The sequence below is a fragment of the Paraburkholderia caledonica NBRC 102488 genome (assembly GCF_000685095.1).
GTDB classification, from domain to species: domain Bacteria; phylum Pseudomonadota; class Gammaproteobacteria; order Burkholderiales; family Burkholderiaceae; genus Paraburkholderia; species Paraburkholderia caledonica.
Window position 1 is genome coordinate 329,854 of the sequence record NZ_BAYE01000001.1, and the last position, 24,691, is coordinate 354,544.

24 protein-coding genes are annotated in these 24,691 nt (G+C 62.9%); 8 read left to right on the plus strand and 16 right to left on the minus strand.

Translation table 11 applies throughout. The features are described 5' to 3' along the window. Positions 1–61 precede the first annotated feature (61 nt). From BCA01S_RS01580 to BCA01S_RS01590, 3 genes are all read right to left on the minus strand, one after another. Positions 62–850, minus strand: a complete 789-nt coding sequence (locus BCA01S_RS01580) for a TatD family hydrolase (RefSeq protein ID WP_027775419.1) — start codon at positions 848–850, stop codon at positions 62–64. A 92-nt stretch (positions 851–942) separates the two neighbouring features. Continuing rightward, positions 943–1,686 (minus strand): lipoprotein-releasing ABC transporter ATP-binding protein LolD, encoded by a 744-nt coding sequence (gene lolD / locus BCA01S_RS01585; RefSeq protein ID WP_027775420.1) that lies wholly within the window; start codon positions 1,684–1,686, stop codon positions 943–945. Further along, a complete protein-coding gene (locus BCA01S_RS01590; RefSeq protein WP_027775421.1) occupies positions 1,679–2,932 on the minus strand; it encodes a lipoprotein-releasing ABC transporter permease subunit in 1,254 nt (417 codons plus the stop codon). The genes lolD and BCA01S_RS01590 overlap by 8 nt, the downstream gene beginning before the upstream one ends. 434 nt (positions 2,933–3,366) lie before the next feature. Here BCA01S_RS01590 and BCA01S_RS01595 point away from each other — a divergent pair, with 434 nt between their 5' ends. The 5 genes from BCA01S_RS01595 (at position 3,367) to BCA01S_RS01615 (ending at position 10,321) form a co-directional block, all read left to right on the plus strand. Continuing rightward, positions 3,367–4,596 carry a hypothetical protein gene (locus BCA01S_RS01595; RefSeq protein ID WP_027775422.1) on the plus strand — a complete coding sequence of 410 codons (1,230 nt, stop codon included), beginning with the start codon at positions 3,367–3,369 and terminating at the stop codon, positions 4,594–4,596. A 37-nt stretch (positions 4,597–4,633) separates the two neighbouring features. Continuing rightward, positions 4,634–6,340, plus strand: a complete 1,707-nt coding sequence (gene recJ, locus BCA01S_RS01600) for a single-stranded-DNA-specific exonuclease RecJ (protein ID WP_027775423.1) — start codon at positions 4,634–4,636, stop codon at positions 6,338–6,340. A gap of 172 nt (positions 6,341–6,512) precedes the next feature. Continuing rightward, a protein-coding gene (gene prfB, locus BCA01S_RS36810; protein WP_110403016.1) for a peptide chain release factor 2 occupies positions 6,513–7,617 on the plus strand; the annotation gives its coding sequence in 2 pieces (ribosomal slippage) (positions 6,513–6,593 and positions 6,595–7,617; 1,104 coding nt in all). A gap of 129 nt (positions 7,618–7,746) precedes the next feature. Next, complete coding sequence (lysS, locus tag BCA01S_RS01610; RefSeq protein WP_042317768.1) at positions 7,747–9,318, plus strand: lysine--tRNA ligase; 1,572 nt, start codon at positions 7,747–7,749, stop codon at positions 9,316–9,318. Between the two features lie 238 nt (positions 9,319–9,556). Next, the gene (locus tag BCA01S_RS01615) at positions 9,557–10,321 is read left to right on the plus strand and encodes a glycine zipper 2TM domain-containing protein (RefSeq protein WP_027775426.1); all 765 of its coding nucleotides are present in this window, start codon (positions 9,557–9,559) and stop codon (positions 10,319–10,321) included. A 97-nt stretch (positions 10,322–10,418) separates the two neighbouring features. On the opposite strand, the gene iscX is transcribed toward BCA01S_RS01615, so the two are convergent. The 10 genes from iscX to BCA01S_RS01665 all read right to left on the minus strand — a co-directional run bounded on the left by iscX (position 10,419) and on the right by BCA01S_RS01665 (position 17,649). Continuing rightward, complete coding sequence (gene iscX, locus BCA01S_RS01620) at positions 10,419–10,616, minus strand: Fe-S cluster assembly protein IscX (protein ID WP_013588918.1); 198 nt, start codon at positions 10,614–10,616, stop codon at positions 10,419–10,421. A gap of 15 nt (positions 10,617–10,631) precedes the next feature. Continuing rightward, complete coding sequence (fdx, locus tag BCA01S_RS01625; RefSeq protein WP_006051275.1) at positions 10,632–10,973, minus strand: ISC system 2Fe-2S type ferredoxin; 342 nt, start codon at positions 10,971–10,973, stop codon at positions 10,632–10,634. A 177-nt stretch (positions 10,974–11,150) separates the two neighbouring features. Then, the gene (hscA, locus tag BCA01S_RS01630) at positions 11,151–13,022 is read right to left on the minus strand and encodes a Fe-S protein assembly chaperone HscA (protein WP_027775427.1); all 1,872 of its coding nucleotides are present in this window, start codon (positions 13,020–13,022) and stop codon (positions 11,151–11,153) included. A gap of 104 nt (positions 13,023–13,126) precedes the next feature. Beyond that, positions 13,127–13,666, minus strand: a complete 540-nt coding sequence (hscB, locus tag BCA01S_RS01635) for a Fe-S protein assembly co-chaperone HscB (protein ID WP_027775428.1) — start codon at positions 13,664–13,666, stop codon at positions 13,127–13,129. Between the two features lie 149 nt (positions 13,667–13,815). Next, on the minus strand, positions 13,816–14,139 hold the full coding sequence (gene iscA, locus BCA01S_RS01640) for an iron-sulfur cluster assembly protein IscA (RefSeq protein ID WP_020065506.1): 324 nt from the start codon (positions 14,137–14,139) through the stop codon (positions 13,816–13,818). 130 nt (positions 14,140–14,269) lie between these two features. Beyond that, positions 14,270–14,683: a Fe-S cluster assembly scaffold IscU gene (gene iscU / locus BCA01S_RS01645; protein ID WP_027775429.1), complete on the minus strand. Its 414-nt coding sequence runs from the start codon at positions 14,681–14,683 to the stop codon at positions 14,270–14,272. A gap of 71 nt (positions 14,684–14,754) precedes the next feature. Beyond that, the gene (locus BCA01S_RS01650) at positions 14,755–15,978 is read right to left on the minus strand and encodes an IscS subfamily cysteine desulfurase (protein ID WP_027775430.1); all 1,224 of its coding nucleotides are present in this window, start codon (positions 15,976–15,978) and stop codon (positions 14,755–14,757) included. Between the two features lie 72 nt (positions 15,979–16,050). Continuing rightward, positions 16,051–16,581 (minus strand): Fe-S cluster assembly transcriptional regulator IscR, encoded by a 531-nt coding sequence (gene iscR, locus BCA01S_RS01655; protein WP_006051269.1) that lies wholly within the window; start codon positions 16,579–16,581, stop codon positions 16,051–16,053. 134 nt (positions 16,582–16,715) lie between these two features. Next, on the minus strand, positions 16,716–17,213 hold the full coding sequence (locus BCA01S_RS01660) for a low molecular weight protein-tyrosine-phosphatase (protein WP_027775431.1): 498 nt from the start codon (positions 17,211–17,213) through the stop codon (positions 16,716–16,718). 196 nt (positions 17,214–17,409) lie between these two features. Further along, positions 17,410–17,649, minus strand: a complete 240-nt coding sequence (locus tag BCA01S_RS01665; protein ID WP_027775432.1) for a hypothetical protein — start codon at positions 17,647–17,649, stop codon at positions 17,410–17,412. A 267-nt stretch (positions 17,650–17,916) separates the two neighbouring features. Between BCA01S_RS01665 and BCA01S_RS01670 the strand changes: the two genes are divergently transcribed. Further along, positions 17,917–18,432, plus strand: a complete 516-nt coding sequence (locus BCA01S_RS01670; protein ID WP_027775433.1) for a hypothetical protein — start codon at positions 17,917–17,919, stop codon at positions 18,430–18,432. A 199-nt stretch (positions 18,433–18,631) separates the two neighbouring features. Here the strand turns inward: BCA01S_RS01670 and BCA01S_RS01675 are convergent, their stop codons facing one another. Both BCA01S_RS01675 and BCA01S_RS01680 read right to left on the minus strand, forming a co-directional pair. Next, positions 18,632–20,047: a LutB/LldF family L-lactate oxidation iron-sulfur protein gene (locus tag BCA01S_RS01675; RefSeq protein ID WP_027775434.1), complete on the minus strand. Its 1,416-nt coding sequence runs from the start codon at positions 20,045–20,047 to the stop codon at positions 18,632–18,634. Between the two features lie 10 nt (positions 20,048–20,057). Then, entirely contained in the window at positions 20,058–20,780 is a 723-nt protein-coding gene (locus BCA01S_RS01680) for a (Fe-S)-binding protein (RefSeq protein ID WP_027775435.1), read from the minus strand. Positions 20,781–20,959: 179 nt separating this feature from the next. On the opposite strand from BCA01S_RS01680, the gene BCA01S_RS01685 reads away from it, so the two are divergent. Then, positions 20,960–21,772, plus strand: a complete 813-nt coding sequence (locus tag BCA01S_RS01685; protein ID WP_027775436.1) for an IclR family transcriptional regulator — start codon at positions 20,960–20,962, stop codon at positions 21,770–21,772. 96 nt (positions 21,773–21,868) lie between these two features. Here BCA01S_RS01685 and pbpG read toward each other — a convergent pair whose 3' ends face one another. Further along, positions 21,869–23,050 carry a D-alanyl-D-alanine endopeptidase gene (gene pbpG / locus BCA01S_RS01690; protein WP_027775437.1) on the minus strand — a complete coding sequence of 394 codons (1,182 nt, stop codon included), beginning with the start codon at positions 23,048–23,050 and terminating at the stop codon, positions 21,869–21,871. A gap of 772 nt (positions 23,051–23,822) precedes the next feature. On the opposite strand from pbpG, the gene BCA01S_RS01695 reads away from it, so the two are divergent. Beyond that, positions 23,823–24,395 carry a phasin family protein gene (locus BCA01S_RS01695; RefSeq protein WP_020065495.1) on the plus strand — a complete coding sequence of 191 codons (573 nt, stop codon included), beginning with the start codon at positions 23,823–23,825 and terminating at the stop codon, positions 24,393–24,395. Positions 24,396–24,691 lie beyond the last annotated feature (296 nt).

A 24,691-nucleotide genomic window follows, 5' to 3' on the forward strand; every position in this document is an offset into this window, starting at 1 on the left:
AAGCATGCCGCCGGACGTGTGTCTCGCCCGGCGCAAACCACTCGAGAATCAACCAGACAAATTATGCAGAGGAAAGCGAGAGCCGCGGCAGCGCGGCGAGCGCGTTAGCCGTTGTGCCTAGGGCGGCTTCGTCCACCGCCATGCCACGCAACTGCGCGAGTCCCGCGCCGATGGCCGGAATCTGTTCGGGCGAGTTACGCTGCTTGTAAATCCACGAAGGCGCGATGTCCGGCGCGTCGGTCTCGACCACGAGCGCGTCGAACGGCAACTGCTCGGCAAGGCGGCGAATCTGCCGCGCGCGCTCGAACGTCAGATTGCCGCCGAAGCCCAGATGCATACCCTGGTCGATATACGCCTGCGCCTGCTGGAAGCTGCCGTTGAATGCATGCGCGATGCCGCGGTGGATCTGATGCCGACGCAAGCCTTTGATCACCTGATCCTGCGATTTACGCACATGGCAGATCACCGGCAGATCGAATTCGCGCGCGATCTGTAGTTGACCGTTGTAGAAGAATTGCTGCCGGGTGTCGTCGAGGCCGTCGACGAAATAATCCAGACCGATCTCGCCGATGCCGATGAAGCGCGGATCGTCGAGGCTCGCCTCGATTTCCGCGCGCAGCAGTTCAAGGTCGTGTTCCTGCGCGGATGGCGTAAAGAGCGGATGAATGCCGAGTGCATATGCGCCACCTTCGAAGCGGTGCGCCAACTCGCGCACGGCCGCGAAGTTCTGCCGGCCGATGGCCGGAATGACGATACGCCCCACGCCCGCACTCTTCGCCGCCGCAGCGACGTGCTCGCGGTCGGCGTCGAATTCGGAGGCGTCGAGATGGCAGTGCGTATCGATCCACATGGGTTGCCTCGCTGACAAGTGGATTGAGCAGATTAAGCAGATCAAGCGGCCGGCACGTCGAGCCACTCCAGCTCTATGCCGCCTCGCCACGCTTACACCGGAACCGGCGGCTCCTCATGCAAAATCCCGTCGCGCAGCCGCATGATGCGGTCGCACCGCCCGGCCAGTTCGGGGTCGTGCGTGACGATCACGAAGCTCGTTTCGAGCGTTCGGGACAGTTCGAGCATCAGATTGAAGACCGTGTCCGCAGTGCCGCCGTCCAGATTACCGGTTGGCTCGTCGGCGAGCACGCACGCCGGCCTCGTGACCAGCGCCCGCGCAATTGCCACACGCTGACGCTCGCCGCCCGACAGCTCGCCCGGCCGATGTTTCGCGCGATGCGCCATGCCGACGCGCTCCAGCACCGCGAGCGCTTCGCGGCGCGACGCCTCGGTCGTCATGCGGCGAATCCGCAACGGCATGGCGACGTTATCGAGTGCGGAAAACTCGGGTAGCAGATGATGAAACTGGTACACGAAACCGAGTGCGCGATTGCGCAAGTCGTTGCGTTCGCGTTCGGAGAGCTTCGTGAACGGCTTGCCCATCACCGAGACGTGGCCCGCACTCGGATCGTCAAGGCCGCCGAGCACATGCAGCAGCGTGCTCTTGCCTGAACCGGACGCGCCGACAATCGCAAGCTTCTCGCCGCGCCGCACGTTCAGTTCGGTGTTGTTGAGCACCTGCACGTTCAGACCGCCCTGCACGAACGACTTCGAAATGCCGGTTGCTTCCAGCACGTACGGATGCGGCGTCAGTTCCTGCGCGGCCATGGGTAGAGTTGCGGAACGGTCATTCATAGCGCAGCGCCTCCGCGGGACGAACTTTGGCACCGCGCCAGCTCGGGTAAAGCGTCGCCACCGCCGACATCACGAACGCGATGATGCCGATTCGCGCGACGTCCGCGGGAATCAGTTCGGACGGCAGTTCGCTGATGAAATACACCGACGGCGGCAGGAACTGCACGCCGATCATATGCTCGATCATCGGCACGAGCCATGGAATGCTCCACGCGATCAGGCAGCCCAGCGCAACGCCGGTTGCCGTGCCGATAAAGCCGATCGTCACGCCCTGCACGACGAAAATCTTCATGATCGAACCTGGCTGCGCGCCGAGCGTGCGCAGAATCGCGATGTCGGCCTGCTTGTTGGTCACAGTCATCACGAGCGACGACACGAGATTGAACGCCGCGACCGCAATGATCAGCGTGAGGATGATGAACATCATGCGTTTTTCGATCTGCACCGCTGAGAACCAGGTCTTGTTCTGCTGCGTCCAGTCGCGGATATACAGGTCGCCGGAGAGGCTGCGGGCAAGTTGATGCGCGACTTCCGGCGCGCGCTGCATGTCGGCGAGACGCAACCGCACGCCGGTCGGCGCGGGTAGGCGGAACAGCGCCTGAGCGTCCTTGATATTGATGAGCGCGAGCGTGCTGTCGTACTCGTAATGCCCCGACTCGAAGATGCCCACCACAGTGAACTGCTTCAGACGCGGAAGCATGCCGGCCGGCGTAATGGTGCCTTCGGGCGCGACCAGCGTGATCTTGTCGTTGACGGTCACGCCGAGATTGGTCGCGAGGTCCGCGCCCAGCACGATGCCGAAGTCGCCGGGCACGAGATCGGTGAGCTTGCCGCCTTTCATCTCCTTGCCGATGTCGGATACCTGCGGCTCGAGCGTCGGCTCGACGCCGCGCAACGCCACGCCGCTAACTGCGTCCTGGCGCGTGAGCAACGCCTGCGCTTCCACATAAGGCGCGGCGCCGATCACTTCCTTGTTCCGGCGCGCTTCGTCGGCCGTGAGTTGCCAGTTAGGCATCGAGCCGGTCGGCGAAAAGATTTCGACGTGCGCAAGCACCGACAGCATGCGGTCGCGCACTTCTTTCTGAAAGCCGTTCATGACCGACAAGACCACGATCAGCGCGGCGACGCCAAGCGCGATGCCCGACATCGAAACCAGTGCGATGAAGGAGATAAAGCCGTTGCCGGTCGTGCGTTTGCCGGCGCGGGTGTAGCGCCAGCCGATCTGCCATTCGTAGGGAAATTTCAAGCGAGTCCTTTTCTGCGTTCTTCGGCTACCCGGGCTGTGTGCGGTGTCTTACGTCCGGCGATGCGTCTGGCGATGCGTCCGAGGATAAGCCCGCTGATGCATCTGCCTTCGCGTCGCGAGTCCGACCCGAGTGTCCTGATCATTGGTGTCGCGGCAATCCGGATGGTTCCTGTCCGACGTCGCGGCGCAAACCCGCCCCGGATTGACGATGCCGCCACCGTCAACCAAGCGCGAAGTTTGCCATACAATGCCGCGCCGCCGCATAAAGGGACTGCCGGTGGAGCGGCTGGCGGGGCCGCTATATAGACCTCTGCGGGAGCGCTGCGCGGATAGCTCGACCCAACTGCCGACGCGACGGCGACCCATTGCCGAACCGCGCCGACCCGCGCCAACCCGGCCGCGCCTATCGAAACCGCAGCGCGCTTTGCCCTACAATGCGCAGCATCATGCACGCCGACCGCCTCCATCTTCTGCTTCCTTTCGCGCTGCCCGCCGCAGCCGACGCGTCCACCGCCCTACACGACATCCGCAGCCCTGCACTCGACCGGCTGGTCGCGCGCGCGACGCTCGTCGAGCGTGTGATCGGCGAGGATTTCCAGCGCACGCTGCCGCATGAACGGTGGATCGCGCGTCAGTTCGGCGCGCTATCCAGCGCCTCGACCGCCTCGACGGGCGTGGCGGGCGCGACAGGCACGCCGAGCGGCGGTGGCGCAAGCGGCGCGGCAGCCGCCGACGAAGCCCCGCTCGCGCCCTACATGCTGCGCGCCGACGGCGGCGAACCGGGCGATGCGACGTGGGCCTGCGTGCAGCCGGTGCACGTGCGCATCGCGCATGACCATCTGGTGCTGATCGACCCGGCGTCGCTCGATTTGTCCGATGACGAAGCGAGCGCGCTGCTTGAGGTGGCCCGGCCTCTGATCCAGGAACTCGGCGTGCGCATCGAGGCGCCGAAGCCCGCGCGCTGGTACCTGTCGGGCGACGACTTCGGCACGCTGGCCGGTGCATCGCCGTTGCGCGCGAGCGGCCGTAACATCGAAATCTGGTTGCCGCACGAAGCGCATTCCGGCGAGCGTTCGCGGGCGTGGATGAAGCTGCAGAACGAAGTGCAAATGGCCTGGTTCGAGCACCCCGTGAACGAAGCCCGCGAGGCGCGGGGCCTGCCCGCCGTCAATTCGATCTGGTTTCACGCGCAAGGTGCGGCGCGGCCTGTGCGCAGCCCGTTCTCACGCGTCTTTTCAGACGCCGCAGCGACGCGCGGCCTCGCACTCACAGCCGGCGTGCCAGTTGGCGCACCGTCCGCTTCGTTCGCGGCGCTGTCGTCGCTGGAGGACCGCGGCGGCACCAATGCAGGCGACCAGGCAACCCGTTCGAGCGCGGCCAAGGATGTGCACACCGCAGCACACGCGCGAAACACCACCCTTGTGGAGCTCGACCCGTTCTCGGCGCCGTATATCGAACAGGACTGGGCACGCTGGAACGCGGCCTTCGCGGCGCTCCAGGGCGACTGGTTCGAACCGGCGCTCGAAGCATTGCAGTCGGGGGCGCTCGCCGAACTCGGCCTGACCCTGTGCGGCGACACAGGGTCCGTCACGCTCAGCATCACGCGCGGCGATCTGCGCAAGTTCTGGCGACGGCGCCTGCTCGCCTCGCTTTTCATCGAATGATCGATTGCATGACCGACCCTACGGACGGCCTTTCAGAATGACCCGAATCGTTACGCGCGCCTGTTCTCCCGTCGACGCTGAAATTCTCGTGCGCCACGGCCTGCATCCAGTGCTCGCGCGTCTGTATGCGGCGCGCGGTGTGTGCCTGCCGGATGAAATCGAAACCGGACTTGCGCGCCTCGTGCCGCCCGCCGCGCTGAAAGGCTGCGAAGACGCCGCTGTGCTGCTCGCCGACGCGATCGGGCAAAAGCGCCGCATGCTGGTCGTGGCCGACTACGATTGCGACGGCGCCACCGCCTGCGCGGTCGCGGTGCGCGGGCTGCGCATGTTCGGCGCCCAGATCGACTATCTGGTGCCAAACCGCTTCGAATACGGCTATGGCCTCACGCCCGAAATCGTCGCGCTGGCGGCGCGCAACGCATCGGGCAAGCCGGACCTTCTGCTTACGGTCGACAACGGCATTGCAAGCGTGGACGGCGTCGAGGCGGCCAACGCTCTTGGCATCGACGTGCTCGTGACAGATCACCACCTGCCCGGCGACCAGTTACCCGCTGCCCGCGCGATCGTCAATCCGAACCAGCCGGGCTGCGAGTTTCCCAGCAAGTGCATCGCGGGCGTCGGCGTGATGTTTTACGTGCTGCTCGCGTTGCGCGCCGAATTGCGCCGCCGCGGCGCGTTCGGCGACGACTTCCCGGAGCCGCGCCTGGATGGCCTGCTGGATCTGGTCGCGCTCGGCACCGTCGCGGACGTCGTGAAACTCGACGGCAACAACCGCGTGCTGGTCGCGCAAGGTTTGCAACGCATCCGCAAGGGCAAGATGCAGCCTGGCATCGCCGCCCTCTTTCGCGCCGCCGCGCGCGACGCCCGCAGTGCGTCGGGCTTCGACCTCGGCTTCGCGCTCGGTCCGCGGCTGAATGCGGCGGGACGGCTGTCGGATATGTCGCTCGGCATCGAATGCCTGACGACCGACGACGTCGGCCGCGCGTGGGACCTCGCGCAACAACTCGATGCAATGAACCGCGAGCGCCGCGAAATCGAAGCGGGCATGCAGCAACAGGCGCTCGACGACCTCTCGTCGATCGACCCCGACGGCGCGGCCACCATCACGCTGTTCAATCCGGCCTGGCACCAGGGCGTGATCGGCATCGTGGCCGGACGGCTGAAAGAGAAGTTTCACCGGCCTTCGTTTACGTTCGCGCTCGCCGACGACAGCGGCCAGCTCGTCAAAGGCTCGGGTCGCTCGATCGCGGGCTTCCATCTGCGCGACGCGCTCGATCTGATTTCGAAGCGCGAGCCCGGCATGATCGTCAAATTCGGCGGCCACGCGATGGCGGCGGGCCTGACGCTCGCCGCCGCCGACGTGCCGCGCTTCACGGCCGCGTTCGAAGCGGTCGGCCGCGAGTGGCTCACCGAAGAAGCGCTCTCGCGCACCGTCGAAACCGACGGCGAACTGGAAGACGCATACTTCACGCCGCAGTTCGTCGAAATGCTCGACGCCGCTGTCTGGGGCCAAGGTTTCCCGGCGCCGGTGTTTTCTGGCGAATTCGACGTCGCGTCGCAGGCGCTCGTGAAGGACAAGCACCTGAAGCTGCAACTGATGCGCGGCCGCCAGCGCTTCAACGCAATCTGGTTCAATCACACCGACACGCTGCCCGCACGCACGACGGTCGCGTACCGGCTTGCGAGCGACACGTGGAACGGCGTCTCGCGCGTGCAGCTGATCGTCGAGCACGCGGCGAGCTAGAGCGACTCCACCGGCTTTACCGGCTTCATCGGCGCCGCTGCGCGAACCTGCCGCGGCGCCGAAAATCTCCGCAAAATCAATCCCAAACCCGCGCCGGCTCGCTCGATCGACTCCGGCGCGCGGCGCCGATCGGCTATAATTTCCCCTTTTTACGAAGCTATAAAAGATCGACATGGAAGCGGAACGTCTCAACGCGATCGAAGCCTCTCTGGCGGACCTGCGCACGCGCGCGGCCGACCTACGGGGGTATCTTTGACTACGACGACAAAGCACTGCGTCTAATCGAAGTCAACCGGGAACTCGAAGACCCGGACGTCTGGAACGACTCGAAACACGCCCAGGCACTCGGCCGGGAGAAGAAACTGCTCGACGACACCGTCGGCAAACTCACGTCGCTCGACAACGACTTGCGCGACGCGCAAGACCTGTTCGACATGGCGCGTGAAGAAGGCGACGACGAAACGTTGATCGCCTGCGAAACGGACGCACAAGCGCTCGAACAGCGCGTCGCCGACATGGAATTTCGCCGCATGTTCGCGAATCCGGCCGACCCGAACAACGCGTTCCTGGATATCCAGGCCGGCGCGGGCGGCACCGAGGCGTGCGACTGGGCGTCCATGCTGCTGCGTCAGTACCTGCGCTACTGCGAACGCAAGGGCTTCAAGACCGAAGTACTGGAGCAGACCGACGGCGATGTCGCAGGCATCAAGAACGCCACGATCAAGATCGAAGGCGAATATGCTTACGGCTTTCTGCGCACCGAAACCGGTGTGCACCGCCTCGTGCGCAAGTCGCCGTTCGACTCGTCGGGCGGACGTCATACGTCGTTTTCTTCGGTGTTCGTGTATCCGGAAGTCGACGATTCGATCGAGGTGGACATCAACCCGGCCGATCTGCGGATCGACACGTACCGCGCGTCCGGTGCGGGCGGTCAGCACATCAACAAGACCGACTCCGCGGTGCGTATCACGCACATGCCGTCGGGCATCGTCGTGCAGTGCCAGAACGATCGCTCGCAGCACCGCAACCGCGCTGAAGCGATGGCCATGCTGAAATCGCGTCTGTACGAAGCGGAAATCCGTAAGCGTCAGGCCGAGCAGGACAAGCTCGAAGCGGGCAAGACGGACGTGGGTTGGGGTCACCAGATCCGCTCATACGTGCTGGACAACAGCCGTATCAAGGACCTTCGCACCAACGTCGAAATCAGCAATACGAAGAGCGTGCTCGACGGCGATCTCGATCCGTTCATCAGCGCGAGCCTGAAACAGGGCGTCTGAGTACGACCGGCGCGGCATGCAACGCCGCGCCGTATCTTTTTACCGCCTGAGGTCTGTCACCAACTGGCTGTCCGCAAGCCGGCCACCGATTGCGGACCACCGATTGTGGACCACGAATACCAAACCATCATGAACGAACCGATCCAGCCTAACGCGGCCCAGCCTGATGCGGCCCAGCCTGATGCGGCGCAGCCGAGCGTCGTGCCCGAGATGGACGACAACAAGATCATCGCCGAGCGCCGTGAAAAGCTGCGCGAGGTGCGTGAGCAAGGTGTCGCCTATCCGAACGATTTCCGTCCCACGCATCATGCGGAAGATCTGCAATCGCAGTTCGAGCACACCGACAAGGAAGCGCTCGAGGCAAACCCGCTCGAAGTCGCGATTGCCGGCCGCATGATGCTCAAGCGTGTGATGGGCAAGGCAAGCTTTGCGACCGTGCGCGACGGCTCGGGGCAGATCCAGTTCTTCATCACGCCGGCCGACGTCGGTCAGCAAACGTACGACGCCTTCAAGAAGTGGGACATGGGCGACATCGTCGCGGCGCGCGGCGTGCTGTTTCGCACGAACAAGGGCGAGCTTTCCGTGCGCTGTACGGAACTGCGCCTGCTGTCGAAGTCGCTGCGTCCGCTGCCGGACAAGTTCCACGGCTTGTCGGACCAGGAGATGAAGTATCGCCAGCGCTACGTCGATCTGATCGTCACGCCGGAAACGCGCAAGACGTTCGTCGCGCGTACGAAGGCGATCTCGTCTATCCGCAAATTCATGGCCGACGCCGACTTCATGGAAGTCGAAACGCCAATGCTGCACCCCATTCCCGGCGGTGCGGCGGCCAAGCCGTTCACCACGCACCACAACGCGCTCGACATGCAGATGTTCCTGCGCATCGCGCCTGAGCTGTATCTGAAGCGGCTGGTGGTGGGCGGCTTCGAGCGCGTGTTCGAGATCAACCGTAACTTCCGCAATGAGGGCGTCTCCGTGCGCCACAACCCGGAATTTACGATGATCGAGTTCTACGCGGCGTACACCGATTACAAGTGGGTGATGGATTTCACCGAGCAGTTGATCCGCCAGGCCGCGATCGACGCATTGGGCACGGCGACGATCACGTATCAAGGGCGCGAACTCGATCTGGCGAAGCCGTTCCATCGTTTGACGATCACTCAGGCTATCCAGAAGTACGCACCGCAATACACGAACGAGCAGCTAGCCGACAGCGCGTTCCTTCGCACGGAACTGAAGAAGTTCGGCGTGGACGCGTCGCAGCCGCAGTTCCTGAATGCGGGCGTGGGCTCGCTGCAACTCGCGCTGTTCGAAGAGACCGCCGAGTCGCAACTGTGGGAGCCGACGTACATCATCGACTATCCGATCGAGGTGTCGCCGCTCGCGCGCGCATCGGACAAGGTGGAAGGCATCACCGAGCGTTTCGAGCTGTTCATTACCGGTCGCGAAATCGCCAATGGCTTTTCGGAGTTGAACGATCCGGAAGATCAGGCGGCGCGCTTCAAGAAGCAGGTCGACCAGAAAGACGCCGGCGACGAAGAAGCCATGTTCTACGACGCCGACTATATCCGCGCGCTCGAATATGGCATGCCGCCAGCAGGTGGCTGCGGTATCGGCATTGACCGTCTGGTCATGATGCTCACCGACAGCCCGAGCATCCGCGACGTGATTCTGTTCCCGCATCTGCGTCGCGAAGACTAAGCACTGCGCGATTTGCTTTGAAAACGCCCGGCTCCGATGCCGGGCGTTTTGTTTTGTGCGGAGGCGCAAGGCACTGGCTGAGGCCTTCGGGCGTGTAACCATTGGTAAAAGCGCCCTTGGGGGTACGTAGACGAAAGCGCGATTTTCGTCAAATCGTTACAATTGGAAACGTCAGGTGGATCGATTTCGCGGAGACTTGGTCTCATTACAAGTCACTCTGCCAAAGACGGAGGCGAAAATGGAAAGACCCAACACGCAACCTGCGACACCAGTGGCGCAGAACCCAGCACCGCCGACGTCCCAGCGGCGGCTCCATCCGCTCATCGCGACCGCTGCGGGCGCTGTGATTATTGCGAGCCTCGTGGCGACAGCAGCGATGACGGGCATGTTCCCCAAGGCGTCCAGCACCGGCGAGCCCACCAGCCAGACGCAAGCGGCGCAAGTGCTGCCACAAAGCGGCCAGCCAGCTGTGGTCGATTCGGCGGCACCGGCCAACCCGTCGGCGCAGCAGAGTTCCGGTCAGATCGCGCAGCAGGCCGCGCCGCAGCAACCCGTACCGCAGCCGCAGCGCGCGCCGGCACCTGCTCCCGCGCAGCAACAGTACGCGCAACAGCAACAGGCACAGCCCGCGCCGCAATATGCTCAGCAGCAGCCGACGCAACCGGCCTATTGCGCGAGTTGCGGCACGGTCGTAGCAATTTCCGAAGCGCGTCAGGAAGGTCATGGAACCGGCATTGGTGCGGTCGGCGGCGCGGTGGCGGGCGGCGTGGTCGGCAATCAGTTCGGCAGTGGCAACGGGCGCACCGCAATGACACTGCTCGGCGCCCTCGGCGGCGGCCTTGCAGGCAATTCAGTCGAAAAACATATCCGCAGCACGACGTCCTATTCGGTGCGGGTGCGAATGGAAAACGGCAAGACGCGCTACTTCACGTATCACGAAGCGCCGCCGTTCCAGCAAGGACAGCGCGTTCGCGTGCAGAACGGCACGCTCGTGGCGGACTGACGCTGCGCATCTGATCTGGCGTGCATAAAAAAGGCGATTCCAGTGGAATCGCCTTTGTCTTTACCGCAGCCGCATCAGCGCAAGCCGCTTCGCAAACTCAGTAATCCGCGTCTTCAATCCATGCAGCCTGGATCGCTTCGAGGATCTTTTCGTTCGACCGGTTAGGATCGTCGTCGAATCCTTCCAGTTCGGTGACCCAGCGGTGCAGGTCGGTGAAGCGCACTTGCTGCGGATCGACGTCCTGATGCTTGTCGGTCAGGGCCATCGCGATGTCTTGCGTATCGGTCCACTTCATGGCTGCGTCCTCCTGTTAGTGATTTTCCTTCGCGTGATTGATCGAGTAACGCGGGATTTCGACGACCAGGTCCTGCTCGGCCGGCACAATCGCCTGGCACGACAGACGCGAAGCCGGCTCGAGCCCCCACGCCTTGTCCAACAGATCGTCCTCGTCTTCCTCGGACGGCGTCAAGGCGGCGAAACCCTCACGCACGATCACGTGACAGGTCGTGCACGCGCAAGACTTCTCGCAGGCATGCTCGATTTCGATTCCGTTATCGAGCAGGTTGTCGCAAATGCTCTTGCCGGGCACGGCTTCGATCACCGCGCCTTCCGGGCACAGTTCGACGTGAGGCAGCACAACGATTTGAGGCATACATTTTCCGTTTGGGTCCGAGGCGCGGCCTCAACCAGGTCCGCGCCATTTTACTGGCGACACGCGAAGTTTTTAAGTCCGCGCGACGCGCTTCAGTTCTTGCGGCGACGCCGCTTGCCGACTCTTACCGCCGCTTGCCGACGGTTGCCGGCGCTTTCAAAGCAACCGGCGCGAGCTTCAGATCTCGTCGAGCTTGCGGCCGGCCAGCGCGCGACGAATGCCCTTGTTCATGCGGCGGGCAGCGAATTCATCGGTGCCCTCGGCGAGTTTTTTGGTCGCTGCTTCGATCGCGTCCACGTCGTCGCTCCCGGCGACATTGCGCAAGCCGGTCAGCAGCGCGTCGAGTTCCGCTCGCTCGCTGTCGTCGAGCAGTTCGGCGTCGGCGGCGAGCGCCGCGTCGGTCGCTTCGACGAGACGCCGCGCTTCGACCTGCGCCTCACGCAGCGCGCGGGCGCGCATGTCGACTTCAGCGGTGGAAAAGCTGTCTTCGAGCATTCTGGCGATGTCGTTGTCGGCAAGACCATAGGACGGCTTCACGACCACCGACGCCTCCACGCCCGAGCCCAGTTCGCGTGCAAACACGGACAACAGGCCGTCCGCGTCCACCTGATAGGTCACGCGGATGCGCGCCGCGCCGGCCGCCATCGGCGGAATGCCGCGCAGCTCGAAACGCGCGAGCGAGCGGCAGTCGCTGACGAGCTCGCGCTCGCCTTGCACGACGTGGATCGCCATTGCCGTCTGGCCGTCCTTGAACGTGGTGAAATCCTGCGCGCGCGCGACCGGAATCGTCGAATTACGCGGGATGATCTTCTCGGTCAGACCGCCCATTGTCTCGACGCCGAGCGACAGCGGAATCACGTCGAGCAACAGCCAGTCGTCGCCGTCCGCGCCGCGGTTGCCGGCGAGCAGGTCAGCCTGGATTGCGGCACCCAGCGCGACGACCTGGTCGGGATCGAGATTGGTGAGCGGCGGCTGGCCGAAGAACGATTCGACCGCCCGGCGAATCACCGGCATGCGCGTCGCACCGCCCACCAGGACGACGCCCTTGATCTCTTTGGTCGTGACTTTGGCGTCGCGCAACGCTTTTTTCGTCGGGCCGAGCGTGCGTTGCACGAGCGCCTGAGTGATGGCCTCGAAAGTGGCCTCGTCGATCGTCAGATCGATCCTGGTGCCGCTGGAAAGCGCCACGGCGAGGGTTGCCTCAGGCGCGTCCGACAACGCCTCCTTGGCCGTGCGCACGCTGTCGAGCAGCAGCCGCACGTCTTCGGGCGCGAGCGCTTTCGGCGCGATACCGGCCTGCTCGAGTACATGGCGATACAGCGCGTGGTCGAAATCGTCGCCGCCGAGCGCCGAGTCGCCGCCCGCCGCGAGCACTTCGAATACGCCTTTCGTGAGTTTGAGAATCGACAGGTCGAAGGTGCCGCCGCCGAGATCGTAGACGGCGTACAAGCCTTCCGAGCCGTTGTCGAGGCCGTAGGCAATCGCGGCCGCGGTCGGCTCATTCAATAGGCGCAGCACGTTCAGGCCCGCCAGACGCGCGGCGTCCTTGGTCGCCTGGCGCTGGGCTTCGTCGAAGTAAGCGGGTACCGTGATCACTGCGCCGACCAGCTCGTCGCCAAGCGTGTCTTCGGCGCGCTGGCGCAGCGTCGCGAGAATCTCCGCCGATACCTCGACCGGGCTCTTCACACCGTCGACGGTACGGATCTGCACCATGCCGGGCGCGTCGATGAAATCGTAGGGCGCGTTTTCGGCACCCTCCACTTCCGCCTTGCCGCGTCCCATGAAACGCTTGACGGAGACGATCGTGTTCCGCGGATCGGTCGCCGCCTCGGCCTTGGCCGCGCGGCCGATGCGGCGGCCGCCCTTTTCCAGGTAGCGCACGACCGAGGGCAGCAGCACGTGGCCGTCTTCGTCGGGCAGCACGTCGGGCACACCGCTGCGCACGGCGGCGACGAGAGAATTGGTCGTGCCGAGGTCGATACCGACCGCCAGACGCCGCTGATGAGGCGCCGGCGCCATGCCGGGTTCGGAGATTTGCAGTAAGGCCATCTGGATCTTCTCGGAGCCGTCAGACTCCGTCCTGAAATTGCGTTGCTGGATGTAATGCCAATGCCGCTTTGCATCGCTGCGAGGCGACGCTGCAAACGAGCCGCCTAGTCCTCGAGCCGCTCGATCTGCGTGCCGATTTCCGCGGCCACGCGTTCGATAAACATCAACTGCCGCACCGCTTCGCCCGCCGCCTGATTCACGCCGCTGTCGAGCAATGCGCCGAGCTTCTCGAAACGGATGCGCTCTTCGTCGCGCAATTGCGTGAGCAACGCGTCGAGCGCGTCGACGTTCTTTGCGGCGGCGGCGTCTTCAATGCCTTCGCGCCACTCCATCTGCTGCATCAGAAACGCCGGCTCCATGGCGGTGTTGTCGTGCGCGCCGACGTCGATGCCCCGCAGATGCAACAGGTAGGTCGCGCGCTTTAACGGATCGCGAAGCGTTTGATACGCCTCGTTCGTGCGCGTGGCCCATTGCATCGCGATGCGCTTCTGTGCGTCGCCGGCCGCCGCGAAGCGGTCCGGATGCACTTGCGCCTGCACCGTGCGATACGCGTGATCGAGCGCAGCCGGATCGAGCGCGAATTGCGCAGGAAGACCAAACAGGTCGAAGTGGCTATCGTTCAGCGAGACGTTCAGCGAAACCATCGGATCAAAAAATTCCGTCGAGAAAAGTGCATTGGAGCGGAGATCGGGCGCATAGCCGGCTCAACCGGGCTGCCTCACGCGAAATCGCGGAGCAAACTAAAAAGGCGGCCCGCGCCGCCTTTGGTCCGCTGCACGCGGAAGTTTTCGAGTTACACGCGGAACGACTCGCCGCAGCCGCACTCGTCTTTCACATTCGGGTTATTGAACTTGAAGCCTTCGTTCAGCCCTTCGCGCGCAAAATCGAGTTCGGTTCCGTCGATATATGCAAGGCTTTTCGGGTCGACAATGATCTTCACGCCGTTGCACTCGAACACCTCGTCTTCGGGCGCGAGTTCGTCCACATACTCGAGCTTGTAAGCCAAGCCGGAGCAACCGGTGGTGCGCACGCCGAGACGCAGGCCCACGCCTTTACCGCGACGGGTCAAATACTTCTGGACGTGCTGTGCTGCCTTCTGGGTCAACGTAATTGCCATAGCGTTTCTCATTGCGCGGTGCGTGCCGACGCACCGCTACCCTGCCTGCATCAAATGTCGCTCATGCCTGACGGCGCGTGTCGTCGCGCCGCCCGCTTCCTGTTACCCGGTCGTTCCCGAACCAGAAGCATCAAGCGTGTTGCTTGTCGCTTTCTTCGACCGCTGCGCCGTGACGTTGCTTGTAGTCGGCGACCGCAGCCTTGATCGCGTCTTCCGCGAGAATCGAGCAGTGGATCTTTACCGGCGGCAACGCGAGTTCTTCCGCGATCTGCGTGTTCTTGATCGACATAGCCTGATCGAGCGTCTTGCCCTTCACCCATTCGGTGACGAGCGAACTCGATGCGATCGCCGAACCGCAGCCGTACGTCTTGAACTTCGCGTCTTCGATGATGCCGTCCGCGCCCACGCGGATCTGCAGCTTCATCACGTCGCCGCAAGCAGGCGCGCCGACCATGCCGGTGCCGACTGCGTCGTCGTCCTTCGCAAACGAGCCGACGTTGCGCGGGTTTTCGTAGTGATCCAGAACCTTGTCGCTATAAGCCATGATTACACTCCTTAATTCGTTTCAATCTGCCAATCGGATAACAGCGCGATCAATTTCGACCAGCCGGCGCGTCAGTGCGCCGCCCACTGGATGGTCGAAATGTCGATGCCGTCCTGATGCATTTCCCACAGCGGCGACAGATCGCGCAGCTTCGAAATTTTCGTCTTCAGCAGATTGATCACGTAGTCGACGTCCTGCTCGGTCGTGAAGCGGCCCACCGTGAAGCGGATCGAGCTGTGCGCGAGTTCGTCGTTACGGCCGAGCGCGCGCAGCACATACGACGGTTCCAGCGAAGCCGACGTACACGCCGAGCCCGACGACACCGCCACGTCCTTCACCGCCATGATCAGCGATTCGCCTTCGACGAAATTGAAGCTGATGTTCAGGTTGTGCGGCACACGCTTTTCCATGTCGCCGTTCACATACACTTCTTCGATTTCCGACAGGCCGCGCAGCAAGCGGTCGCGCAGCATGCGAATGCGCTCGTTTTCCGTTGCGATTTCTTCCCGCGCGAGTCGGAACGCTTCGCCCATGCCGACGATCTGGTGAGTTGCCAGCGTGCCCGAACGCATGCCGCGCTCGTGACCGCCGCCGTGCATTTGCGCTTCAATACGCACACGCGGTTTGCGGCGCACGTACAACGCGCCGATGCCCTTCGGGCCATAAGTCTTGTGCGCCGAGAACGACATGAGGTCGACCTTCAGCTTTTGCAGATCGATCTCGATCTTGCCGGTGGCTTGCGCCGCGTCCACGTGAAAAATGATGCCTTTTTCACGGGTGATCTCGCCGATTGCCTCGATGTCCTGAATCACGCCGATCTCGTTGTTCACGGACATGATCGACACGAGAATCGTGTCCGGGCGAATCGCCGCCTTGAACTTTTCGAGGTCGATCAGACCGTCGTCCTTCACATCCAGATACGTAACTTCGAAGCCTTCACGCTCAAGTTCGCGGCAGGTGTCGAGCACGGCCTTGTGCTCGGTCTTCACCGTGATGATGTGCTTGCCTTTGCTCTTGTAGAAGTGCGCTGCACCCTTGATCGCGAGGTTGTCCGACTCGGTTGCGCCCGAGGTCCAGATGATTTCGCGCGGGTCTGCGTTGACCAGCGCCGCGACGTTCTCGCGCGCTTCTTCGACTGCGCGCTCCGCCGTCCAGCCATACGAGTGGCTGCGCGATGCGGGGTTACCGAACTGCTCGCGCAGATACGGAATCATCTTGTCCACCACGCGCGGGTCGACCGGGGTCGTGGCGCTGTAGTCCATGTAAATGGGCAGGTGGGGAATGTCGTTGTTCATCTATCGCTCCGGGGACGTCGTGTGCTCTGGCTTCTGAATTCGCTATGGGCTGCGGTGATGTCGTGCCGCGCCTCAGGAACCGGCCATGTTGAAAACGGAATTGGGCCCTTTCGGCGCCACGCGGACCGGCTCGACCGCCGGCGCCTCGCTGCGCCTGTCGCGCAGGACGGCCGGGGCGCCTTCGCGCGAACGCTGCTGATCGACCAGATCTTTCAGGGAGACCGAATCCAGGTACTCGACCATTTTCTGGTTCAGCGTGGACCACAGCTCGTGGGTCATGCAGTGACCGTCGTGCTGTTTCGTGCCCTCGCACGAGCCCTTGCCGCCGCATTGCGTGGCGTCGAGCGGCTCGTCCACCGCGATGATGATGTCGGCCACGGTCACGTCTTCAGCACGGCGGGCAAGGTTATAGCCGCCGCCCGGTCCGCGCACGGACTCGACGATTTCATGACGACGCAGCTTGCCAAAGAGCTGCTCGAGGTATGACAGGGAGATATGCTGGCGCTGGCTGATACCCGCAAGCGTCACCGGGCCCTGCTCCTGGCGCAACGCCAGGTCAATCATCGCCGTGACGGCGAAACGGCCTTTCGTGGTGAGTCTCATATGTATGGGGAACCGCTATTCTCGACAAGTTTTGTCAAGTATAAATACATGAGCGATTTAGTCAAGTATCCCTATCGCAATTTGGGTCATTCGCTTAATTGTCAGCGCGCCTTTAGCCAACCGCCGACCGCGGTCTAACCGATCAATTGGGGACGCAGCGCCGCGATAAGGCCTCGGCATGCTGCCTCGCATTGATCGAGAACCTGCTCGAAGCCTTCTGCTCCGCCGAAATACGGATCGACAACCTCGCGTGAGCCGCCCCAGCGTGCGTCGGTTTCAGGCACGAACTCCATCAGCAGACGAATCTTGTCGCGTTGATCCGGCGGGCAGACCTGGCGCAGCGCGGCCACGTTCTTGTCGTCCATCGCGATCAGCAGATCGAAGCGATCAAAGTCGATCCCGGCGATCTGCCGGCCGCGCAACGCGGCGAGATCGTAGCCCCGGCCACGCGCCGCGTGCTGCGCGCGCTCGTCCGGTGGCTGGCCGATGTGCCAATCGCCTGTTCCCGCCGAGTCGATCAGGAGGCGTTCGCCAAGCTTCGCCTCTTCGACGAGACGGCGCATCACGCCCTCTGCGGTGGGCGAACGACAGATGTTGCCGAGACAGACAAAGCAGATAGACACAGTTTTCATCAGCGGCTTCTTCTGACGCTTCACAGCGCACTAGTAGTACAACTCCGCGGCAACGGCACCGGCCCGCAAAACGTCGTCCACGCGGGCTTAGCAGATGAAACGCGACGCCTACCGCACGGTGCGGCGATTATACAAAGCCCCGCCGAATCTCGCCCGCCGCCTAACGCTCGATCCGGCCGACCGGTCGCTCGCTAGTTCAGGAGGCCTGTGGCCGCGGCAACGCCGTCACGGCGCGCAACGGCTTGGCCGGCAACGAGGATGTGTCGTCGATCATGCCGTACGAGACGGCGCGTGCGAGTTCCGCGGTCAGCCGGTCGGCGGCAAGGGGCGCCTGTGAACCACGCGAAGCCATGTCACCGCAAATTTGCAAATACGCTACCCCCGCCAGCGCGAGGACGATTGCGAGAGGCCAATACACCGCTATTGTCTTTTTCATGATGTCGTTCTTCCGAAGTGGCTCGCGAGTTCAATGCTCACTATGCCCATCACGAATCCTATAGAAAGAGGCAATCGAGAAAAACCCGCCTCTGCGCGATACAGCGTTGCGTGTAATGGAACAGTGCAGCGACGTGACTGCCGGCAGCGCCATGTCTGGTCGTGCCTGGCACGGAACTTAACTCCTTACAAAAGCATACAAAGCGAGCGAGACAGACGGTCATAATTGCGGTCTCATAGACATGAAACCTCTTGGCTCGGACTTGAAATGAAACGCTTTGCACCCCTCGGCGCTGTCGCCGTTGCCGCCCTTCTGGGCGGCTGCGCCGTGTATCCGGACGGCACTCCGATGTACAGCAACGGCTACAGCACCTACGACGGTTACGACGGCTACGGCGCGCCTGTCCCGCCACAGACCAACGTCTACATGGGATACAGCAACTACTACGGCCCGGGTTATTACGACGGCCCCGGGCGCTACTACGGGCCGGGACCGCGATATCGCGGCTATCCGGGACGTCCATACCACGACGGCGACAACGGCAATCACGGCGGCAACGGTGGATGGCACGGGCAGCCTGGCGGCGGATCGCCGCCGCAAGGGGCGGCCGCCGGTCCGCGCGGACCGAGTGGGTCGAATGCGCCGCGGCCCGCCGCCGCGCCCCCGCCGCCAGCACCGACGCAACAGGCAGGAGGCGGAGGTGGAGGCGGCCATGGCAACGGCGGCGGAGCGGTGCCGGGAGGAGTTCCGAGTCACCGGTCGAGCGGGATGACAGAGCACTAAATGGCGTTTGAGCGCCCCCGGCGATGTGCAAGAAGCACGTACAGCGTACTTGTCAGGGGCCTCCGTGCACGGTGATTCGCTGCCGCGCAGTTGACGCAGGCCTGCGGGAACGCGCACCTCGCTGACTCAGTAACTACTGCCACGATGGCTGCGCCCCGTTATCCGCGTTACAGCGGGACGCGAAGCGCGCTCACCGGAATTAGCCGATATGACTGCGCTGCGCGGCGTACAACTCCCTGAACGTGCGGCCCACGGGCGCAGGCATATCACGGGTGTCGGTCCAGCCGGCGCCGGCTAGCGGCAACTTTGCGATCGACCGATTGCTTCCGCCGAGGCGCTCCAGCACGCGCACGGCGAGCTTCGTGACAAGCGCATACATTCCGGGATGCAGCGCCATAAAGCCCCACACGGCCATGCCCGCGCGCTCCTTCCACGGACGCAGGTGCCGCTCCACCTGCTTTTCCCGCAGCTTTCGCAGCAGATCGGACAAAGGAATGCCGACCGGGCACACGCTATTGCACTCGCCACACAGGGTGGCGGCCTGCGGCAGATCCAGTGCCTTGTCGAGACCGACGTAACTCGGCGTCAGGACCGAGCCCATGGGTCCCGGATACACCCAGCCGTACGCGTGTCCGCCCACTTTCTGATACACCGGACAATGGTTCATGCACGCGCCGCAGCGAATGCAGCGAAGCATCTCCTGAAAATCGCCGCCGATCAGCCCCGTGCGCCCGCCGTCGACGAGCACTACATACATGTGCTCCGGCCCGTCCTGATCGCCCTCGCCTCGCGGTCCGGTCAGGAGGGAAAAGTAATTCGACGTGGTCTGACCGGTTGCAGAGCGCGGCAGCAGACGCATGGCCGTGGCGAGGTCTTCGAGTGTGGGCAATACCTTCTCGATGCCGGTTACGGCCACATGCACGCGCGGCATGACGGTGCACATGCCTTCGTTCCCCTCGTTCGTAACGAGCACGACCGAGCCGGTTTCCGCGATCACGAAGTTGCCGCCCGTCACGCCCATGTCCGCGCTCAGGAAGTGCGGACGTAGCACCTGTCGTGCTTCGAGCGTCATGTCGGGAATTTCGGTGAGGCGCGGCCGGCCATGTGTTTTGGCGAAGAGGTCGGCGATCTCGTCTTTATCCTTATGCACGACCGGCGCGATGATGTGGCTCGGTGGCTCATTGCCGTTGATCTGGAGAATGTATTCGCCGAGATCGGTTTCAATGGACTGCACGCCCATTTGTCCGAGCACTTCGTTCAGGCGCATTTCTTCGGTGACCATCGACTTCGTCTTGATCACCTTTTTCACATCGTGCCGGCGTGCAATGTCGCCGACGAGCCTCGCCGCCTCCTGAGTGGTCTCCGCGAAGAGCACCTTGACGCCCCGCCGGGTCGCCTCGCGCTCGAAGGTTTCCAGCCACACGTCGAGGTTTTCGAGCGCGCGATTGCGACGTTCCTTGAGCGCCGCGCGCGTGGCGGCGAAGTCGATTGCCGTCATCGCGACGGCGCGGGCGGAAACGAACTTGGTGGACAACTTGGTCAGGTTCTGCTGCAACCGCTGGTCCGCGAGTTTCTGACCGGCGCGCGCCTTGAACTGCATGGACTGGACTTGCATGGCGATCCCCTTAAACGTCCCCGGCCAGCACTTGCGCGATGTGCAGCACGCGCGTCGCGGTATCGCCGGTGCGCCGCAAACGCCCTTCAATATTGAGCATGCAGCCCAGGTCGCCTAGCACGACCGTGCCCGCACCGCTGTCGCGGATATTCGCGCATTTTTCGTCGACGATTGCCGTGGAAATGTCGCCGTACTTGACCGCAAACGTGCCGCCGAAGCCGCAGCAGTGCTCGCAGCCCTTCATTTCCGTCACCGCCACGCCCGCTTGTGCGAGAAGTTCTCGCGGCTGCGCCTTGACGCCAAGCTCGCGGAGCCCGGAGCACGAGTCGTGATAGGTAACCGGCCCTCCGAACTCGCCCGGTTGCAATTGCACGTGGGCGACATTCACGAGGAAATCGGTGAGTTCGAAGACCTTGGCGCGCACCCGGCCGAAGCGGTTCATCAGCTCGGGATCGTCGGCGAAGAGGTCGCCGTAATGCGTGCGGATCATGCCGCCGCACGAGCCCGAGGGCACCACCACATAATCGAACTGTTCGAACTCCCGCAAGGTCTTTTCGGCGAGATCGCGGGCAATACGGCGCTCGCCCGAGTTGTACGCGGGCTGCCCGCAGCATGTCTGCGCCGGTGGGACTACTACTTCAAAACCGGCGCCCTCGATCAGCTTGATTACCGAAAAACCGATTTCGGGCCGCATCAGGTCGATGAGGCAGGTGACGAACAATCCGACTCGCATGAGCCCTCCTCCCGGAAAACGTCCCTGATTATCCGCTGTTTGGCGGACAATACCAACGCTCGGAAGGTATGGGACGAAGGCCTCGCCGAATTCGAACAGGTCTTCCAAGTGCGTTCGCTTTTTTCACGATACGAGATACAATCAATTTCCGCTGTTTGACGCGTCAACTGATTCTTCTTATGAGCGACACGAACCCGGATCCCAAAACTTCGATCCAGGTGATCGAACGCATGATGCGCCTGCTCGACGCACTCGCCGCGCATAGCGACCCGGTCAGCCTGAAAGAACTCGCCATCCGCACGCAGCTGCATCCGTCCACCGCGCATCGCATCCTGAACGACATGGTGATGTGCCGGCTGGTCGACCGGTCCGATCCTGGCACTTACCGGCTCGGCATGCGCCTGCTCGAACTGGGCAACCTGGTGAAAGCGCGCCTGTCGGTGCGAGACGCGGCGCTCACGCCGATGCGCGAACTGCATCGCGAGACGGGCCAGACGGTTAACCTGTCGGTGCGTCAGGGCGACGAGATCGTCTACATCGAGCGCGCGTATTCGGAGCGTTCCGGTATGCAGGTGGTGCGGGCCATTGGCGGACGCGCGCCACTGCATCTCACCTCGGTGGGCAAACTTTTTCTCGCCGCCGACGAATCCACACGCGTGCGCGCCTACGCGACACGCACGGGCCTGTCCGGTCACACGCAGAACAGCATCACCGATCTCGCCAAGCTGGAGCGCGAACTGTCGCACGTACGCCAGCAGGCTTGCGCGCGCGATAACGAAGAACTCGAACTCGGCGTGCGCTGCATCGCGGCGGGTATCTACGACGATACCGGCAAGCTCGTCGCCGGCTTGTCGTTATCCGCACCGGCCGACCGCCTGCAGGATTCCTGGCTCGGCCAACTCAGCCAGACGGCGCTCGTGATTTCCGAGGCGCTCGGGTATCGGCCACAAGCTTCACAAGGTCATAACCACCATCCGGGCTCCCACGCGTAAGGCGAAAACCGTCCGCCGAATGAGAAAAGCCCCGCAGCAGTGCGGGGCTTTTTAACTTGAGGCGGCTGGCCGGCCAGCCGGCCGTGCGCAAACAGCTCAGGTGCCGGGGCCGCCGGCGTCTGCGCTCGTGATACGCGCCTGGTCGCCGCCGTTGTCGAGCCACGTGCGCAGCCGCGTCGCATCGGCGAAACGCGAATACTTGCCCGACGAATCGAGCAACACCAGTACCATCGGACGGCCATGAATGTTGGCTTGCATCACGAGGCATTCGCCTGCTTCGTTGATGAAACCCGTCTTCTGGAGACCGATGTCCCAGGTCGGGTTACGCACGAGTGCGTTAGTGCTGTTGTAGGCCAGCGTCCGCTTGCCCGTGTAGACCTCATAACTATGATCCGTTGAGAACCTGCGGATCAGCGGATATTGATATGCCGCGTTGACCATCTTCACGAGATCGCGCGCGCTCGACACGTTCTGGCTCGTCAAACCCGTTGGATTCTCGAAGTGCGTGTCGGTCATGCCGAGTTGCCGCGCCTTTGCGTTCATGGCCGCGAGAAACGCCGGGCGGCCGCCTGGGAAGTAGCGCGAAAGCGCTGCAGCCGCGCGGTTTTCCGACGCCATCAGCGCGATGTGCAGCATGTCTTCACGCGACAGCACCGAGCCCACGGACAGGCGCGAGCCAGTGTTCTTCTCGTAATCGCGGTCTTCGTCCGTGACTTCGAGTTGATCGGTCATCGGTTCTTTCGAATCGAGCACGACCATGGCGGTCATCAGCTTGGTGATGGACGCAATCGGCACCACGGCGCGCGAATTCTTGTCGAAGAGCGGCTCGCCCGTGTTCTGATCGACCACGTACGCGACGCTCGAGCGCAGCATCAGCGCGTCCGGCGTTTCGTGCAGCCCGAATGCCTGGCCGACGGTCGGCTGCCGCGGCTCATACGCGACGCGCCGCACTACCGAGCGATGACGTCCGTTCGACGTATAAGTCACACGCTTGCGCTTGACGCTCGCGCGGGGCGCGTCGTCGTCGACGGCTGCGGTCTTCGCCACCGCGTCTTTGCCCGCTTTAGCCGCCTTGCTGGACACCTTGGCGGTGGCGGCCGGCCTGGTCGCGGCTTTTGCGTGTTTCGAGGTTTTTGCAGATGCAGCAGGCGTAGCGGCGAAAGTGCTCACCGGGGCGCCAAGCGCGGCCGCGAGGACCATGGAGGCGGCCACCGACAGCGCGGTGCTGCGCGCCGCGCCGTGGATCACTTTCAGCGACGAAAACATGTCGGTTTTCATGGGTGTTCTATAAGGAGCGGCGAGAGATTTCCGCAAGTGTAGTAAAACAACGAAAATTTAGCAATTTGAAGCACTTATGGGCGCTCCTTAAACCGGCTTGTAAGCTCCGATCGCAAAAATACAAATAAGTGCCGCGCCTCGATCGAAAAAAGCGATCGGGACACCGAGTCCCGCCGTCGCCGTTCCGCTCAAAAAGGGCGTGATCCTCCAAGCATAACGGCAATTTCGAGACAACCTTGATGAGGGGAAACACGAGCGCCGCATAGACAGCGCCGCAACGCCTCGCGCGACGCTTGGATTGCGTGGCGCCTGCGCGCTGTTAAATGCCCGCTGCAAATGGAAAGACGCGCATTCGACCAGCATCAACGATTAACGTTCCGTGACACTTTATGGTTTACATCGATTCGCTTGTGCGGCGATCTTTTGTTAAATGACAACTCTGCGCCCTTCCCGCTTTGCGGCGCACAACCAGCGTGTAGAACCGGGCACTTTCCGGAACTAACTACCGAAAAATCGCCGCACCAGCTCAGTGCAACGGTCAATTCGACCGCGTCACGCGCTTGTCATGCCCAGTGCATAAGCTATTGTTTTCTAAGTGGTTTCTTAAAATTGTGCGATGCACAAAAACCGCTTGACATTCGGTGGCGGCATCTTAAAATAGAACCCATTGCTGCGATGCACAATTCATCGCGGTCCGGGCAGACGAATCTGTGCGTCTCGCCACCACCCAATGCGGTCTGCAAAGATGGGCCGCGATCCAGGAGCGTAAACCATGACTCTGCTGACCCCCGAGCAATTCGCTGCAGCCCAGAAAGCCAATTTCGAAACGCTGTTCGGCCTGACGACCAAGGCATTCGAAGGCGTCGAAAAACTGGTTGAACTGAACCTGCAAGTCGTGAAATCGACGCTCGCGGAAAGCCAGGAAAATGCCCAACGCGCGCTGTCCGTCAAAGACGCGCAAGAACTGCTGGCACTGCAAGCAAGCCTCGCACAGCCGGTCGCTGAAAAGGCGCTGTCGTATGGCCGTCACGTGTACGAAATCGTCTCGGCAACGCAAGGCGAGTTCGCCCGCGTAGCCGAAGCGCAATTCGAAGAGCAGAACCGCAAGGTTCAGTCGCTCGTCGAAAACGTCGCGCGGAATGCACCGGCCGGTTCGGAAACCGCCGTCGCCGTGATCAAGTCGGCCATTACCGCCGCCAACACCACGTACGAAACGGTTCACAAGGCCACCAAACAGGCTGTCGAAATCGCCGAAAGCAACTTCAACGCAGCCGCTACGGCCGCGTCGAAGGCAGCTTCGCAAGCCGCAGCGCAAGCATCGCGCTCGGCCAAGAAGCCGGTCTAACGTTCAGGCCTCGCTCTTCGGGCTTGCCCGGGAGCGTGACTTGAAGGCGTCATTTGCGCCGGCCCAGCTCACCGCTGCGCCGGCGCTTCTGCAAGCAACAGCGTCGTGCCGTTGCCGCTCACACGGTTTCAATTGGCCGAACGCTCCGATACGTTGATTGACGTATCGTTTGCCCGGCGAAGCGCCGGGATTTTTTTGCGCGGCGTCACCACCTCGCTGGGGTGCGATCCGGCAGCAAACCTATCCCGCTCGCTGTCCCAAATGAAAACGGCGCGCCCCGCAAAGGGCGCGCCGTT

What these genes read in the sequence shown, in the direction of transcription:
- BCA01S_RS01695 (WP_020065495.1), top strand. Translation starts at nt 23,823, where the DNA reads ATGACTCTGCTGACCCCCGAGCAATTCGCTGCAGCCCAGAAAGCCAAT.
- iscR (WP_006051269.1), bottom strand. Translation starts at nt 16,581, where the DNA reads ATGAGACTCACCACGAAAGGCCGTTTCGCCGTCACGGCGATGATTGAC.
- recJ (WP_027775423.1), top strand. Translation starts at nt 4,634, where the DNA reads ATGACCCGAATCGTTACGCGCGCCTGTTCTCCCGTCGACGCTGAAATT.
- BCA01S_RS01650 (WP_027775430.1), bottom strand. Translation starts at nt 15,978, where the DNA reads ATGAACAACGACATTCCCCACCTGCCCATTTACATGGACTACAGCGCC.
- hscA (WP_027775427.1), bottom strand. Translation starts at nt 13,022, where the DNA reads ATGGCCTTACTGCAAATCTCCGAACCCGGCATGGCGCCGGCGCCTCAT.
- lysS (WP_042317768.1), top strand. Translation starts at nt 7,747, where the DNA reads ATGAACGAACCGATCCAGCCTAACGCGGCCCAGCCTGATGCGGCCCAG.
- BCA01S_RS01670 (WP_027775433.1), top strand. Translation starts at nt 17,917, where the DNA reads ATGAAACGCTTTGCACCCCTCGGCGCTGTCGCCGTTGCCGCCCTTCTG.
- BCA01S_RS01580 (WP_027775419.1), bottom strand. Translation starts at nt 850, where the DNA reads ATGTGGATCGATACGCACTGCCATCTCGACGCCTCCGAATTCGACGCC.
- fdx (WP_006051275.1), bottom strand. Translation starts at nt 10,973, where the DNA reads ATGCCTCAAATCGTTGTGCTGCCTCACGTCGAACTGTGCCCGGAAGGC.
- BCA01S_RS01675 (WP_027775434.1), bottom strand. Translation starts at nt 20,047, where the DNA reads ATGCAAGTCCAGTCCATGCAGTTCAAGGCGCGCGCCGGTCAGAAACTC.
- hscB (WP_027775428.1), bottom strand. Translation starts at nt 13,666, where the DNA reads ATGGTTTCGCTGAACGTCTCGCTGAACGATAGCCACTTCGACCTGTTT.
- BCA01S_RS01685 (WP_027775436.1), top strand. Translation starts at nt 20,960, where the DNA reads ATGAGCGACACGAACCCGGATCCCAAAACTTCGATCCAGGTGATCGAA.
- iscA (WP_020065506.1), bottom strand. Translation starts at nt 14,139, where the DNA reads ATGGCAATTACGTTGACCCAGAAGGCAGCACAGCACGTCCAGAAGTAT.
- pbpG (WP_027775437.1), bottom strand. Translation starts at nt 23,050, where the DNA reads ATGAAAACCGACATGTTTTCGTCGCTGAAAGTGATCCACGGCGCGGCG.
- iscU (WP_027775429.1), bottom strand. Translation starts at nt 14,683, where the DNA reads ATGGCTTATAGCGACAAGGTTCTGGATCACTACGAAAACCCGCGCAAC.
- iscX (WP_013588918.1), bottom strand. Translation starts at nt 10,616, where the DNA reads ATGAAGTGGACCGATACGCAAGACATCGCGATGGCCCTGACCGACAAG.
- BCA01S_RS01595 (WP_027775422.1), top strand. Translation starts at nt 3,367, where the DNA reads ATGCGCAGCATCATGCACGCCGACCGCCTCCATCTTCTGCTTCCTTTC.
- lolD (WP_027775420.1), bottom strand. Translation starts at nt 1,686, where the DNA reads ATGAATGACCGTTCCGCAACTCTACCCATGGCCGCGCAGGAACTGACG.
- BCA01S_RS01660 (WP_027775431.1), bottom strand. Translation starts at nt 17,213, where the DNA reads ATGAAAACTGTGTCTATCTGCTTTGTCTGTCTCGGCAACATCTGTCGT.
- BCA01S_RS01615 (WP_027775426.1), top strand. Translation starts at nt 9,557, where the DNA reads ATGGAAAGACCCAACACGCAACCTGCGACACCAGTGGCGCAGAACCCA.
- BCA01S_RS01680 (WP_027775435.1), bottom strand. Translation starts at nt 20,780, where the DNA reads ATGCGAGTCGGATTGTTCGTCACCTGCCTCATCGACCTGATGCGGCCC.
- BCA01S_RS01665 (WP_027775432.1), bottom strand. Translation starts at nt 17,649, where the DNA reads ATGAAAAAGACAATAGCGGTGTATTGGCCTCTCGCAATCGTCCTCGCG.